The following is a 14,235-nucleotide window of genomic DNA, read 5'->3' as shown; positions in this document are numbered from 1 at the left end:
GACGCCGGCGCTGGCGGCGGGCGCCGCCCACCCCCACAATCTCGCAGCCCGCTCGCGGAAGGATCTGCTGATTGGCCCTTGACCTGATGACGCTGATGCTGGTGTCCACGGTGCTGTGCTTCATGACGGCACTGCTGCTGGCCTATGTGCGCAGCGGGTATCCGCCCCGCTACCGCCTTCTGCTCCGCGTCTGGGCCGAAGCCCTTGTGCTGCAGGGGCTGGGGTGGTTGGCTTTCGTGCTCCGCGGCACCGTGCCCGATGTCGTCTCCGTCATCTTCGCCAACGTGCTGCTGCTGGCGGGCATGCAGCGCATCAACCACGCCTTCCAGCTCTACTTCGAGCACCCGATCCCGTGGCGGCGCGATGCCGGACTGATGGCCGTGGCGGTGCTCTTCCTCGTCGTGGTCCAGTGGGGCTGGCACGACGTCTCCGTCCGCATCATCGGCATGACCCTGATGCTGGCCTGGCCCTTGGTCCACGGCCTCGTCCTGATCCGTCGCCATGCGCGCCGGCCTTGGCCTCCCTCGTTCCGGGTGGTGGCCGCCTTTCTCGCCGCGACCCTCGGGGTGCTGCTCGTCCGTGCGGTCAACCAGGTCTTCGGTACGCCGGTGGATTCCATCATTGCCGTCCACCCCACGCAGATCGCCCTGCACCTGCTGGCCACCCTCGCTCCGGTGGCGACCGCGCTGGGTTTCGCGCTGATGGTCGCCACGCGCCTGCAGGACGAACTCGCCGAAGCGGCGAACACCGACCCGCTCACTGGTCTCGCCAACCGCCGGCGGGTCGAAGCCCTCGCGCGCCCGTGGATCGACGACCCGGAAGCGCTTCTGTGCGCGCTCATGATCGACGTCGACCACTTCAAACGCGTCAACGACCGCTTCGGCCACGATGCTGGTGACGAAGCCCTCGTCTGGCTCGGCAGCCACCTGCGCGTGCAGGCGCGGGCCACCGACCTCGTCGGTCGTCTCGGCGGCGAGGAGTTCGTGATGCTGCTGCCGGGCACCACCGCGCCGGAAGCGGCCGTGCTCGCCGAGCGCCTGCGGGCCATGGTCGCGGCGATGCCCATGTCCTTCGCCGACCACGGCGACTGGCCGCTGACCATTTCGGTCGGCGTGGCTTCGCGCACGCCCGGCGACACCGACGTGCGTGACCTGCTGCGGCGTGCGGACGATGCGATGTACGCGGCCAAGCGCGGCGGCCGAAACCGCGTCGTCGCGGCCGACTGAGCGGCCTGGGGGGCCGTCGAGCCGGGGCTCCGCGGGCGGCGCGTACAATGGCGTGATGAACGCCTCTGCCGAAAACCCCGCCGTCCGCCTCAAGATCGAGCGCCGCTCGAACCACCCCTGGATCTTCCAGAAGATGGTGGAGAAGCCGCCGACCAAGCCGAAGCCCGGCAGCATCGTCGAGGTCTACGACCGCGACGGCACCTGGTGCGGCCGCGGCTTCTACAACGGCCATTCGCGCATCGCCCTTCGCATCCTCACCACCGACCCGAATGAGGCCATCGACGAGGCCTGGTTCCGCACCAAGATCGCCGCCGCTGTCTCGCTGCGCCGCGACCTGCTGAAGCTCGATGCGGTCAGCGACGCTTGGCGCGTGGTGCATTCCGAAGGCGACGGCATCTCCGGCCTCGTGGTCGACCGCTACGGCGACCTGTTGGTGGTCGAGTTCTTCTCGGCCGGCGCGTTCCGCCATCGCGAGTGGATCTTCGCCGCGCTCGAAGCGCAGTTCCCGGGCTGCCGGTTCTGGTGGTTCGCCGACGAGCACGTGCAGAAGCAGGAGAGCTTCGACCTGCACCAGCGCGAGGCGCCGAAGCCGGTCGTCATCACCGAGCACGGCATCCAGTTCCGCGCGGCGCCCGGCAGCGCGCACAAGACCGGCTTCTTCGCCGACCAGCGCGACAACCGCGAGTGGCTGTCGCGCCAGGTCGAAGGCCGCAGCGTGCTCGACCTGTGCTGCAACACCGGCGGCTTCGCCGTGTACGCCGCGGCGCGCGGCGCGTCGGAAGTGGTGGGCGTCGACATCGACGAGGACGTCATCGCCATCGCCAAGCAGAACCTCAAGCTCAACGCGCAGGCCGCCGCGACGAAGACGCGCTTCATCCATGCCGACATCTTCCCGTGGCTGCGCGATTCCGCCGCTCGCGGCGAGGCTTACGACGTCGTGATCCTCGACCCGGCGAAGATGACGCGCGACCGCGAGCAGGTGATCCCGGCGCTGAAGAAGTACCTCGACATGAACAAGCTGGCCCTCGGCGTGTGCAAGCCGGGCGCGCTGTTCGCGACCTTCTCGTGCACGGGCTTGGTGAGCGAGGAGGAGTTCCTCGACATGCTGCGCCGCGCGGCCTTCTACGCGAACCGCACCGTGCAGGTGATCAAGGTGGCCGGCGCCGGCGCCGACCATCCGTGGCTCGCCCACGTGCAGGAAAGCCGTTACCTGAAGGCCGCGTTCTGCCGCGTGCTGGATTGAATCAGGCCGGGCAGCGGCCGTCGCGGCAGCGCCGCGGCAGCCGAAGCCGGCAGAACACGGCGTAGGCCCAGGCCAGCGCGCGCGAATCGATCAGCCACGCGAAGCGCCGCGCCCAGGGGGCGTAGCGCGGCAGGCGAAGCCAGATCTCGCGGAAGGCCGGAACGCCGATGTGCCAGGTGCCGTCAGCGTCGCGCGCATGCAGGGTCGCGATCGCGGCCATTGGATCAAGCCCGACGTCGGCGAGGCGCGTGAACGCCTGTGCGGCATCGGTGAAGCCGATCGCTTCGGCCCCCGGCTGTGCGCGGTAGTGCGCCATCTCGCGCCGGCAGGCCGGGCAGCCGCCGTCGAAGAAGACTTCCAGCGTGGTGGGCGAGGGCGTATCCATGCCGCAAGCCTCGCGCAGTGCGCGCGCAGCCGCGGTGAAGCTGGTCGAGAACGGTTCGCGGATGCGAATGGCCGCAGGATGCTTCGCGCTCCGCCGACGGTGCCGCGGTTCCAATACGCCCATGGACAGCCGTGAACCCGCCTCGCTCACTTTCGCCAGCGTGCTCGAACAGCTCTGGAGCCAGCTCGCCGATGGCCAACGCTTGCGGCACTCGGCTTTCCACCAGGCGGTGCTGGCCACCAGTTCACCCCGCGGCCCCAGCGCGCGCTACGTCGTGTTGCGGCAGGTGGATCGGGAGCGCGGCGTGCTGGGTTTCCACACCGATCGGCGAAGCGAGAAGTGGGCCGAGCTGGAGCGCGACCCGCGCGTGGCGCTGTGCTTCTACGGGCAGAGCATCCAGCTTCGCGCCGAAGGTCGCGCCGTCCTGCACCACGACGACGCGGTCGCGGAGCTCGCTTGGAAGCGCACCGGGCTGATGTCACGGCGCTGCTACCTCGCCGAGGCCGCGCCCGGCACCCCCGCGCCGCTGCCGACCAGCGGGCTGCCCGCGCATCTGTCGAAGGATCGTCCCAACGAAGCCGAGAGCGCGGCCGGCCGGGCGAACTTCGCGGTGGTGACGGTGCCGCTGCAGCGCATGGAGTGGCTGCACCTCGCGTTCGAAGGCCATCGGCGGGCGCGCTTCTCGCGCGTTGGTTTCGGGCCCTGGCGCGGCGAGTGGCTGGTGCCCTGAGCGCGGCACGCCTGCACGGCGGACGGTAGGCGCCGCGCTACACTGCGCGCCCTCTTCGAACGGCTTTCCGCGTGGACGCTGCCGCCCCGGCCCGACGCCCTCCGGGCCTCGTCTTCATCTGGATCACCGTCGCGCTCGACATCCTCGCGATCGGCGTTGTCATCCCGGTGCTGCCGCACCTGATCAAGCAGTTCGTCGGCGGCTCGATCGAGACCGCGGCCTGGTGGGTCGGTGTGTTCGGCAGCGTGTTCGCGCTGACCCAGTTCCTTGCGTCGCCGATCCAGGGCGCGTTGTCGGACCGCTTCGGCCGGCGGCCGGTGGTGCTGCTGTCGAACCTGGGCCTGGGCCTCGATTTCGTGCTGATGGCCTTGGCGAACACGCTGCCCTTGCTGTTCCTCGGGCGCGTGCTGGCCGGCATCACCTCGGCCTCGATCAGCACCGCGAATGCCTACATCGCCGACATCACGCCGGCGGAGAAACGCGCCGGCGCGTTCGGCATGCTCGGCGCGGCCTTTGGCATCGGCTTCGTGCTCGGCCCGGCGCTGGGCGGCGTGCTCGGCGAGATCGACGTGCGCTTGCCGTTCTGGGTGGCGGCCGGCCTGTCGCTGGCGAACTTCCTCTACGGATTCTTCGTGCTGCCGGAGTCGCTGCCGGTGGAGAAGCGCAGCGTCCGTTTCGACGTGAAGCGCGCGAGCCCGCTGGGAGCGCTGGGATTGCTGGCCCAAGCCCGCGGCGTGCTGGGCCTCGCGGGCGTCGTGTTCCTCTCGCAACTCGCGCACTACGTGCTGCCGAGCGTGTACGTGCTGTACACCGATTACCGCTACGGCTGGAGCGAGCTTGATGTCGGGCTGACGCTTGGCCTCGTCGGCATCTGCAATGCCTTCGTGCAGGCCGTTCTGGTGCGGAAGCTCGTGCCGCGCATCGGCGAGCGCCGCGCGGTGGGTATCGGGCTGGCCAGTGGCATCGCCGGCTTCGCGTGGATGGGTCTGGCGCCGACCGGTGCGATGTTCCTGCTGTCGGTGCCGCTGCTGGCGCTGTGGGGACTCGCCGGCCCGGCGACACAGAGCCTCGTCACGCAGCGCGTCGATCCAACGCTGCAGGGCCGCCTGCAGGGTTCGCTGGCCTCGCTGGTCTCGACGGCGGGCATCTTTGGGCCCTTCCTGTTCACTGGCATCTTCCGGCTCTTCATCGGCGAGCATCCGCCGGCCTACCTGCCCGGTGCGGCCTTCCTGTTCTCGGCCGGATTGCTCGGTGCCGCGTGGGTGTTGGCCCATCGCGCCACGCGGCCGCTTCCGAACTGAGCAAGTGGCCGGTTGAACGACGGTGGGGCTTCTCGCCGCGTGAACGCGATGCGGCCTAGGGTGTGAAAACTGAAGCCTACGCGTGAAGACCCCCCATGAGCGACGACACTGATCGCGTTACCCGCACCGACGCCGAAGCGGCCGTCCGCACCCTGCTGCGCTGGGCGGGCGACGACCCGGCGCGCGAAGGCCTCGTCGACACCCCGCTGCGCGTCGCCCGCGCCTGGCGCGAGTGGTTCAGCGGCTACACGCTCGACCCGGATGCCTACCTCGCGCGCACCTTCGAGGAAGTCGAGGGTTACGACGAGATGGTCGTGCTGCGCGACATCCCCTTCGAGAGCCACTGCGAGCACCACCTCGCGCCGATCATCGGCAAAGCCCACGTGGGCTACCTCCCGGGCGGCAAGGTGGTCGGCATCAGCAAGCTGGCCCGCGTGGTCGAGGCCTACTCGCGCCGCCTGCAGGTGCAGGAGAAGCTCACCGCCCAGATCGCCGACTGCATCGAGCGCGTGCTGCAGCCGCGCGGTGTCGGCGTGGTCATCGAGGCCAGCCACGAGTGCATGACCACGCGCGGGGTGCACACGCGCGGCGTCAGCATGGTGACCTCGACCATGCGCGGCCTGTTCCGAGACGACGCCCGCACCCGCGCCGAGTTCCTCGCCTTCGTCGAAGTGGGCGGCCATCGCCGCTGAGCGTGGCTAGAATGCGGGCATGGACCTGCCCCTCCGACCCCTGCTGATCGACTGCCGCATCGAGCTCCGAAAGGCGATGCGACAGTTCGACCAATCCGACCTGTGCCACCGCCTGGATACCGCGCTGTCGATGCTGGGTACGGGGATCGGCGTGCCGGCGCCCGGCGCGGAGAAGCCCGATGGCCCGCCTGCGCCGTCCGAACGCAGCGGACAGCAGGTGGCCTACGCCTGGCAGATGGCCGCGCGCAACCTCAAGTCCAGCCACCCTTCGCTCTACTCGGAGCTGCAGAAGGAAGTGCTGCGTCTGCTCGACCACGGAATCCCCACCGACGCCAATGCCGAGATCGAGCGCCTGCAGCAGGACCTCGAAGCGGCGGAAGGTGCCGCCGGCGCCGCCAAGCTCGCGCGCATGAAGGCCACCGGCCAGCTCAACACCATCTGCAAGACCCTGGCCGCCGCCGCCCCGCACGTCGAGGAAACCGGCGATGCGCAGGCCACGGCTCTGGCGCGTGTCGAAGCGCTGGTGAAGGGGCAGGGTGCCAACCTCGGCAGCGTCGCCGAAGTGATGGCCGGCGCTGCGGATCCCGAGGCGGTGCCGCCGCCGTCCTTCGTGCTGGAGATGGTCAAGGCCGGCGAGCGCAGCTTCAACAAGCCGCAGCGCGAGTTCGCCATCGCCGAAGCGATGATCGTCACCGGCTGGCAGTACACGCCGGTGGAGCTGCTGGAACGCGGCGAAAGCTGGTTGGCCGGCCTGCTGCTGAACCCTGACGCCCACGTCTGAGGCGGGCTTGAACGGCACCGCGCCCGGGCTGGTGCAGCGCCTGCAGGAGAGCCCTCAGCGGCTCTCCGACAGCATCCGCGCGTCCGCGCTGTGGTTGGCGGTGCTCGATGGACCGCTCGATGCGCGCGAGTTCCATGAGGTCGGCCTTGCACTGACGCACGACCCCGAGGGCGTGCCGCTGCAGGAGATCGCCGAGGCCTTCGCCGCCGATGCGATGCCGAAGGACCTGCCGAAGCTGTTCCGCTTCCTGCGCGGCCAGCGTTCGCCGAAGCGCACCGTCTCGCTGCTCGACCTCTACATTCGCGTGGCCGCGGCCGACGGCCGCATCTCGCAGATCGAACGCCATGCGTTGATCTTCCTCTCCGACCTGCTCGCCGCCCCGGCGTCGCTGTTGCCGGAGCGCTTCGAGGCCTTGCTCGGCTTCGAGTTCGAGGCACCGGCGGATCTCTCCGACCCGGCGTTCTTCGCGGCGGCGGAAGCCGTCGCGCGCTCCCGTGCCGCCCGCCAGAAGGCCCGCGAGGCCGATGCCGGCAAGGCCGCGCAGGCCGATGCCGAGCGCCGCGATGCCCTGCTGGTGCTCGGCCTGAAGGCGGACGCCACGCCGATCGCGATCAAGGCCGCCTGGCGGAAGCTCTCGCGCCAGCACCATCCCGATCGCCAGCTGCAGGCCGATGAGGCCACGAAGGCTGCGTCGGCCGAGCGATTCGACGCGGTGCAGAAGGCGTGGAAGCGCCTGCAGGACGACGACGATGCGTGACCTCTACGAACGCCTCGGCCTCGGCTTTGGCGCCGACGAGGCCGCCCTGAAACGGGCGATCGGCGCGACGAAGGACCGCGAGCTCGCGCAGCGCGCGAAGGCCGTGCTGCTCGACGCCGACCGCCGTGCCGCGTACGACGCGGTGTACCTCGTGGCGCGCCGCCTGCGCGACTGGCGCGTCGAACTGCTGATGGAGGACGGCGCCTGGGCGCAGGCGCTGGCCGACAGCGATCTCGTGCGTCCCGACCTGCCTGCCGAGCCGTTGGCGAAGCCGTCGGCGTCGAGCCACAAGCGCGCGCCGTGGTGGCGCCGCCTGCTGAAGCGCTGAGCCGACGTATCGGCGCTCAGCCCGCTTCGGCGCTCTTCGGCGCGTTCACCGGCATCACCACGGTGAAGCGCGCGCCGTGGCCGGAGCGGCTCTCCACGTCGATGCGACCGCCGAGGCTGCGCTGCACCAGGCTGTAGACGATGTGCAGGCCGAGGCCGCTGCCGCCTTCGCCGAGCTTGGTGGTGAAGAACGGATCGAAGATCCGCGGCAGGTGCTCGGCCGGGATGCCCACGCCGTCGTCGCTGACGCTCAAGGCCACGTGATCCGCGTCGAGCGGGCTGGCCACCACGCGCACTTCGCCGGGGCGGTCGCCGAGGCCGTGCAGCAGCGCGTTCAGCACGAGATTCGTCACCACCTGGCCCAGCGGCCCGGGGTAGCTGTCCATCGCGAGGCCCGGGGCGATGTCGACGACCACCTGGTGCGGCGTCTTCCGCAGCCGCGGCTGCAGCGTGCCGATGATCTCGTCCACCACTTCCGCGAGGTCGAAGCGGCGACGCTGCTCGGAGGTCTGGTCGACCGCCACCTGCTTGAAACGGCCGATCAGCTCGGCGGCGCGCCGCGCGTTGCGGACGATCAGCGCCTGCGCTTCGGCCTGCTGCTCGAGGAAGGTGTCGAGCGTCGAGCGCTTCAGCTCTCCGGTGTCGAGCTTGCGCCGCAGCTCTTCGATGCCGTCGCCCAGCGTGGTGGCGACCAGCAGCGCGCTGCCGAGCGGTGTATTGAGTTCGTGGGCGACGCCGGCCACCAGCGAACCCAGCGAGGCGAGGCGCTCGCTGCGCACCAGTTCGACCTGGGCGCGGCGGAGCTGCTCCACCGTCGCCGAGAGCTCGGCGTTCGATGCGGCGAGGTCGTGCGTGCGCTCGGCCACGCGCGATTCGAGGGCCTCGTTCAGGCGCTGCAGGGCAGCGGCGGCGGCCTTGCGCTCGGTGACGTCGAACAGGCTGGCCAGCAGCAGCGGCGCCTCTTCCGGCCCGAAGCGCGTCAGGTGTACCTCGGCGTCGAATTCCGTGCCGTCGGGGCGGCGATGGCGCCAGTCATAGACCTGGGCTTGGCCGGCCAGGGCCGCCACGGTGTAGGGGACGCTGGCCTGCTCGGACGGCGTGCCGTCGTACTGCAATGGCGTGGAGACATCGGCCGCATTCGTGTTCAGCGTGGCATCGCGATTGCCCCAGCCATAGATGGCCACCGCCGCCTCGTTGCAGTCGACCATGCAGTTCGCGCGCGGATCGACCACGATCACCGGCAGCGGCGAGCGCTTGAACAGAACCTCGTTGTATTCCGCCTGCAGCTTGAGGCCGCGGGTCTGCTCATCGAGGCGGTCGAGCATGCGGTTGAACGCCTCGGCGAGGTGGCTGACCTCGTCGTCGCCCTCCACGGGCGCGCGACGGCCTTGCGCATTGCTGGTGTCGATCGACTCGACCACGGCGCTGACGCGCCGGATCGGGCCGGAGATCAGCCGCTCCAGCAGGGCGGCGAGCACCAGGGCGAGGACGGCGCCCACCGCGCCTGCGGCCGCCCAGGTCTCCGCCTGTTCGCGCAGGCGCGCCTCCACCGGGCCAAGACTGGAACGCAGCGAAAGCGAACCGACGATCTCGTCGAGCTCGACCGGCACCTCGACCACCAGCGAACCGCCGGGCACCACCCCGGCGGCGCTGCGCGTCTGCGGACAGGCCGTGACGTCGGCGGTGGTGTAGCCGGTGAACAGGCGGCCCTCGTTGTCGTACAGGCAGGCCGCTTGCACGTGGGCGATGCCGCTCAGTGCATCGAGGTTCTCCTGCGCCAGCGACGGATCACCAAAGAGCAGGGCGGCGGCGCTGCGGTTCGCCACCAGCGTCGCCAGCGCCGCCTGCTCCGAGCCCAGCGCATCGCGGGCCGCGTCGCGCTCGCTCACCAGCGCGATGGCGCCGAAGGTGGTGATTGCCAGCAGCGTGACCGCGCCGATGACGGCCAGCAGCCGCGTCCGGATCGACAGGGTGCGCAGGCCGCGGATCACCGGCCGCCACCGCTGCCGCCGTGCCGCACCTCCGAAACCTCCAGCAGCTTGGCGCTGAAGCGCAGCGGCGAACGACGGATGCTCGCGAGGTTGACGTGCAGCCTTACGCGGCCGCTGACGGTGACGAGCGCCACCATGCCGCCTTCGCGGGCGAAGGCGGCGTCGCTGGCGACGGTGAGCGTGGTGGGGGCGGCGTTGGCGGTCGCGGCGGCCTCGATCGCGGCCGGCGTGCCGACGCCGAGGTAGGCGATCTGGCAGCGCGGCAGGTCGGCGAGGGCCGACGGGCGGGCGATTTCGATGGCGCGTGTGCCGACGCGCCGCCGGCCAAGGGCGTCCAAGCGGGCGCCGAACGGGTCAGTGCCGAACACGCAGATGCGGAAGGCGCCGTCCCCGGAGGGAAAGGCGTCCGGCGGCCACTCGACGAAGCGGGTGAAGTTGAAGAGGAACGCGGCCTTCAGCGCGTACTCGTCCGCCGCGCCGCTGGCATGGGCGGCGGGTGCCAGCACCAGCGCCAGCAGCATCGCGACGGATGATCGAACCCGAGCCCGCATCATGGCGGGCTCCAAGCCACGGACCAGGTGATGCTGCGCGGCACCGCGGTGTTCACCCGCAGGCTCTCGAGGTATTCGACTGCCCGCGTGTCGTTCGCATTGCCGATGGACAGCGCCGTTTCCCAGCCCGGCGACGGGCGCCAGGCCAGCCGCAGGTCGATGCGGTCCTCGCCCGGCAGCGCGCCGATGCGCGCGGAGTTGCTCGCGCGGTCGTCCCCGCGCCACCAGCGCAGGTCGACGTCGATGGCATCGGACGGCGACCATTGCACGTGCACCTGCCCGCTCAGCTCGGGCAGGAAGAAGGTGTCGATGCGGCCGGGTTGGCCGATGAAGCGGTCACGTCCGCGGTGCCAGGTCAGCGACGCATCCACCGACCAGCGCTCCGAGGGCAGCCACTGCGTCACCACTTCGACACCGTGGACGCGGTCGCGCACCCGCGAGCCAGGGGTGGTCGCCATGTCGGCGTAGCGGCTCTCGAACGCCGTGGCGTCGAGCGAGAACGCCGGCGACAGCTGTTGGCGCCAGCCGAGCTCGGCCACCTCGACCTGCCAAGGCGGTTGCGAGGGATTGCCGATGATGCAAGTGCCGGCCTCGTAGCGCCGGCATCCGAAGGCCGGAGCGAGGTTGGCCGGCACGTTGAACAGCGCGCCATCGCGCTCGAGGCGCGTGGATGAGCGCAGGGCCCGCGTCCACCCACCCCAGAACGTCCCGCCGAAGCCCGGCTGCCAACGAAGCCGCACGGTCGGCTGCGTGTCCCAGTCCATGCTGCGGGAATCTTCGACCTTGGCGCCCGCGATCAACGTCCAGCCGCGGCCGAGGTCGGACTGCGTCTGCGCGAAGACGCTGCGCTTGGCGTCGGTGCCGATCGGCGGCTCGGCGCCGAAGCAACCGGTGCAGGGCGGTGTCGCCGATCGCTGCGGCGTGCGCGTTTCGCTGCGGTAATGGTTGTAGCCGAGGCCCCAGGTCCACGCGTGGCGCCCGTGGGTGCCGCTGTGCTGCAGGTCGACGTCGACCACCCGCTGCGTGTCGTCGAGCGTCGCGTCGCCGAGGTCGAGCCGTTGCAGGCTGGCGCGCAGCGCCAGCGCCTGGCCGTCGGCGAGGCCGCGGCGCCACTCGCCGGCCGCGTAGTCGAGGTCGAACCAGTTGAGGTTGTCGCGCGGCAGCCCACCGACGAGGCGCTGGTCGATGAAGCGGCCCTCGCGGTGGCCGAGCCAGGCCGTCAGGGCGCCGCCGGGGCGGTCCTCGGGGCTGTCGAAACGCAGCATGGCCGTCCGGAACCGACCCTCGTCGCGGCCTTCGTCGCCCACGGCACGCGGCGCCGTCCACGCGCTCTGGCCGATCGGCGGCAGCAGCCCGGGGGCGGAATCCATCCAGCGCAGCCCGAGCCGCCACGTCCAGTCGCCGAGGCGTTGGCCGGTGCGCGCTTCCGCGAAGCGATCGACATCACCTTCGCCGAGGCCAACGGCGATGCGCTGCCCGAGCGTGGCGTCGCTGCGACGGGTGACGATGGAGATGATGCCGTCGACGGCGTTGGCCCCCCACAGTGGGCCACCCGGACCGCGCACCACCTCGATGCGCTCGATCTCGTCGATCGGCAGGTCGAAGGTCTCCCAGCGCACGCCGCCGAAGAGCGGCGTGTAGGCCGGACGGCCGTCGACAAGGAGCAGCATCGTGCTGGTGAAGCGGCTCATCGCATTGCGGCTGGCGATGGCCCATTTGTTGCCGTCCCACTTGCCGACATGCAGGCCCGGCACCAGGCGCAAGGCATCGGGAAGCCGCTGGATGCCGGAGCGGCGCAGGGTGGCCTGGTCGATGACGAAGACCGCGGCCGCGGCATCGGCGCTGCGCTGCTCGCTGCGACTGGCCACGCTCACCGGCAGCTCAAGCAATTGCTGCAGCTCGAGATCGAGCAAATCCTCGGCGGACGGCTGGGCCTGCGCGGCCGTCGCGCCGAACCCGAGGGCGATCGGCAGCACCCAGCGCGGGCTCACAAGGCGAAGCCCTCGCCGTGCTTCGCCAGCCATTCGCCGAGCGATTCGACCGCCAGCGGCGGCGAGAACAGGTAGCCCTGCAGTTCGTCGCAGCCGAGCTCGATCAGGCGCTGACGCTGCGTCGGCGTTTCGACGCCCTCGGCGATCACCTTCAGGCCCAGCGTGCGGCCGAGCTCGATGATCATCTCGGCGAGGCTCCCGCCGCCGGTCTCGGCGTCGAGGCCCATCACGAAGCTGCGGTCGATCTTCAGGCGCTCGGGCGCGAGCTTCTCGAGGCTGGACAGCGAGGAATAGCCCGTACCGAAATCGTCGATGGCGACGCAGACGCCGAGCTGCTTCAGCGCCGCGAGTCGCGGAAGCACGATGTCCGGCGACTGCATCGCGACGGATTCGGTGATCTCGATCTCAAGCAGTTCCGACGGCAGCCCGCCGTCGGCGAGCGCCTCGGCCACCATGATCTCGAAGCCGGGCACCAGCAGCTGGCTCATCGAGACGTTGACGGCCATGCGCAGGGGATGGCCGGCATCGCGCAGGGCGGCGGCGCGATGGATTGCGCTGCGCATCGCCCAGGCACCGAGGTCCTTGATCAGGCCGGACTGCTCGGCGATCGGGATGAATCGGTCGGGCGGCACCAGCCGGCCATCGTCCGAGCGCCAGCGCATCAACGCTTCGAGGCCGACGGTGCGGCCACTCCGCGCCTCGACCTGCGGCTGGTACATCAGGAACAGGCGCTGCTGGTCGAAGGCCGCGCGCAGCCCGTGCAGCAGGCGCGTGCGTTCCTTGATCTCGGTGGCGACCTCGTGCGAGTAGAACGCGACCGAGCGATGGCCGGTCTGCTTGGCGCGCTTCAGCGCCGAGTAGCCCATCTTGATGACTTCGCCGCCACTGACGCAGTCGCTCACCAGTTCGACGCCGCCGAACGACGCCGACAGGCCGATCTGCAGGTCCTCGACGTCGAAGGGCTCGTCGAGGCGCTTGGCCCATTCGGCCGGTACCAGCAGGTCGCGCGGGCCGAAGGCGGCGAAGGTGTCGTTGGCGACGCGCGCCACGCGCACGCTGGCGTCGGCCTGGGCCATCAGCCGCTGGGCCACGCCGCGAAGCAGGGCGTCGCCGATGCGGTCGCCGAAGGTTTCGTTGATCTCCGAGAACTGGTCGACGTCGATCAGCAGCAGCCGCTGCGGCGCGTCCGGCGGCGTCCTCAGCGCGGCGTCGATGGTCTCGGCGAGCGCCGAGCGGTTCGGCAGGCGGGTGAGACCGTCGACGTAGGCGGCATCGCGCAAGCGCTCGACCAGCCGCACGCCGTCAGCCGCCACCGTGGTGTTCTGCACGAACATGTCGAACACGCGCGGGTCGTGCGTGGCGGGCAGGTCGTCGGCGCCGAGGAAGGCGACGGCGTCGGCGCCGGTGCGCGAGGGCAGGTAGACGGCGATGCCGCAGGGGCTGGTGACGGTGCGGCGCGTGCTGAAGGCGAGCTCGATGGCGCGCACTTCCGGCTCGGCGCCGAGCGAGTCAAGCCGGCGCCACGACCAGTCGGCGTAGCGGCCCAGCGCGGCGACGACGCGGCGGCGCTGGTCTTCGGCTTCGTGCACGCGGCGGCCGTCGCTGCAGAACACCGTGTGCGGCGGCAGGCCGTACAGGCCGGCGAGGCGCTCGAGCAGGCCGACGGCGAAGGCCGGCATGGTGTTGGCGGCGAGGAGCTCGGTTTGCGCCTTGAGCAGGTATTCGAGGTCGTTGCGCGTGGCCTCGACGGCGGAAAGCGTCTGGAAACCGCGCAGCGCCGAGGTGAGCACGGTGTACAGGCGCGTGCGCGTCAGCTCGCTCTTGATGCGGTAATCGTTGATGTCGTAATCGCGGATCGCCTGCATCTCCGGCGCGTAGCCCGGCTGGCCGGTGCGCAGGATGATCCGCGGCTTGTGCAGCTGGAGTTCGTTGCGGATGCGCGCGACCAGATCGAGGCCGGCGCTCTCCGATTCCATGACGACGTCGAGCAGGATCACCGCGACGTCGGGCTCCGCCCGCAGCAGGTCGTAGGCCTGGGCGCTGGATTCGGCATGCAGGAAGTGCAGCGGACGGCCGAGGATCTCGACGCCACGCATCGCCATGCAGGTGGCCGCGTAGACATCGGGCTCGTCGTCGACGACGAGGATCGTCCATGCGGCGCGCTCGGGCGAGCCCGGCTCTCCGGCTTCCTGCGCGAACACCAGACTGTCTTCGCCGGCCTCGGGCCGATCGTGGCTCATGCCATTCCCCAGACGTGCTC

General features: G+C 70.6%; 13 protein-coding genes. 8 read left to right on the top strand and 5 right to left on the bottom strand.

Annotated features, from left to right (window positions below; all coding sequences use genetic code 11):
- Positions 1 to 71: 71 nt before the first annotated feature.
- Complete coding sequence (locus tag ACIQ6S_RS05670; RefSeq protein ID WP_397607508.1) at positions 72 to 1,226, top strand: diguanylate cyclase; 1,155 nt, start codon at positions 72 to 74, stop codon at positions 1,224 to 1,226.
- A gap of 55 nt (positions 1,227 to 1,281) precedes the next feature.
- Entirely contained in the window at positions 1,282 to 2,469 is a 1,188-nt protein-coding gene (locus ACIQ6S_RS05665) for a class I SAM-dependent rRNA methyltransferase (protein ID WP_397607507.1), read from the top strand.
- 1 nt (position 2,470) lies between these two features.
- On the opposite strand, the gene ACIQ6S_RS05660 is transcribed toward ACIQ6S_RS05665, so the two are convergent.
- Entirely contained in the window at positions 2,471 to 2,854 is a 384-nt protein-coding gene (locus tag ACIQ6S_RS05660) for a thiol-disulfide oxidoreductase DCC family protein (protein ID WP_397607506.1), read from the bottom strand.
- 121 nt (positions 2,855 to 2,975) lie between these two features.
- On the opposite strand from ACIQ6S_RS05660, the gene ACIQ6S_RS05655 reads away from it, so the two are divergent.
- The 6 genes from ACIQ6S_RS05655 to ACIQ6S_RS05630 all read left to right on the top strand — a co-directional run bounded on the left by ACIQ6S_RS05655 (position 2,976) and on the right by ACIQ6S_RS05630 (position 7,443).
- On the top strand, positions 2,976 to 3,584 hold the full coding sequence (locus tag ACIQ6S_RS05655; protein WP_397607505.1) for a pyridoxamine 5'-phosphate oxidase family protein: 609 nt from the start codon (positions 2,976 to 2,978) through the stop codon (positions 3,582 to 3,584).
- Between the two features lie 71 nt (positions 3,585 to 3,655).
- Entirely contained in the window at positions 3,656 to 4,885 is a 1,230-nt protein-coding gene (locus ACIQ6S_RS05650; protein ID WP_397607504.1) for a TCR/Tet family MFS transporter, read from the top strand.
- Positions 4,886 to 4,980: 95 nt separating this feature from the next.
- Positions 4,981 to 5,577 (top strand): GTP cyclohydrolase I FolE, encoded by a 597-nt coding sequence (gene folE / locus ACIQ6S_RS05645; protein WP_397607503.1) that lies wholly within the window; start codon positions 4,981 to 4,983, stop codon positions 5,575 to 5,577.
- Positions 5,578 to 5,596: 19 nt separating this feature from the next.
- The gene (locus ACIQ6S_RS05640; RefSeq protein WP_397607502.1) at positions 5,597 to 6,358 is read left to right on the top strand and encodes a hypothetical protein; all 762 of its coding nucleotides are present in this window, start codon (positions 5,597 to 5,599) and stop codon (positions 6,356 to 6,358) included.
- A 7-nt stretch (positions 6,359 to 6,365) separates the two neighbouring features.
- On the top strand, positions 6,366 to 7,115 hold the full coding sequence (locus tag ACIQ6S_RS05635) for a DnaJ domain-containing protein (protein ID WP_397607501.1): 750 nt from the start codon (positions 6,366 to 6,368) through the stop codon (positions 7,113 to 7,115).
- Positions 7,108 to 7,443: a hypothetical protein gene (locus tag ACIQ6S_RS05630; protein ID WP_397607500.1), complete on the top strand. Its 336-nt coding sequence runs from the start codon at positions 7,108 to 7,110 to the stop codon at positions 7,441 to 7,443. The genes ACIQ6S_RS05635 and ACIQ6S_RS05630 overlap by 8 nt, the downstream gene beginning before the upstream one ends.
- A 16-nt stretch (positions 7,444 to 7,459) precedes the next feature.
- On the opposite strand, the gene ACIQ6S_RS05625 is transcribed toward ACIQ6S_RS05630, so the two are convergent.
- Genes ACIQ6S_RS05625 through ACIQ6S_RS05610 form a run of 4 tightly spaced genes read right to left on the bottom strand, consistent with a single transcriptional unit; the run spans position 7,460 to position 14,215 of the window.
- The gene (locus ACIQ6S_RS05625; RefSeq protein WP_297865551.1) at positions 7,460 to 9,433 is read right to left on the bottom strand and encodes an ATP-binding protein; all 1,974 of its coding nucleotides are present in this window, start codon (positions 9,431 to 9,433) and stop codon (positions 7,460 to 7,462) included.
- Positions 9,430 to 9,954, bottom strand: a complete 525-nt coding sequence (locus ACIQ6S_RS05620; RefSeq protein WP_397607499.1) for a YfiR family protein — start codon at positions 9,952 to 9,954, stop codon at positions 9,430 to 9,432. Before ACIQ6S_RS05620 ends, ACIQ6S_RS05625 begins: the two co-directional genes overlap by 4 nt.
- 29 nt (positions 9,955 to 9,983) lie before the next feature.
- A complete protein-coding gene (locus ACIQ6S_RS05615; protein ID WP_397607498.1) occupies positions 9,984 to 11,975 on the bottom strand; it encodes a TonB-dependent receptor plug domain-containing protein in 1,992 nt (663 codons plus the stop codon).
- Complete coding sequence (locus ACIQ6S_RS05610; protein ID WP_397607497.1) at positions 11,972 to 14,215, bottom strand: EAL domain-containing protein; 2,244 nt, start codon at positions 14,213 to 14,215, stop codon at positions 11,972 to 11,974. Before ACIQ6S_RS05610 ends, ACIQ6S_RS05615 begins: the two co-directional genes overlap by 4 nt.
- Between the last annotated feature and the right edge of the window lie 20 nt (positions 14,216 to 14,235).

Origin of the sequence: Silanimonas sp. (assembly GCF_044377035.1) — a bacterium.
Lineage (GTDB): Bacteria > Pseudomonadota > Gammaproteobacteria > Xanthomonadales > Xanthomonadaceae > Silanimonas.
The sequence above is the reverse complement of the archived record's forward strand: the minus strand, read 5'-3'. Positions and strand labels throughout refer to the sequence as shown.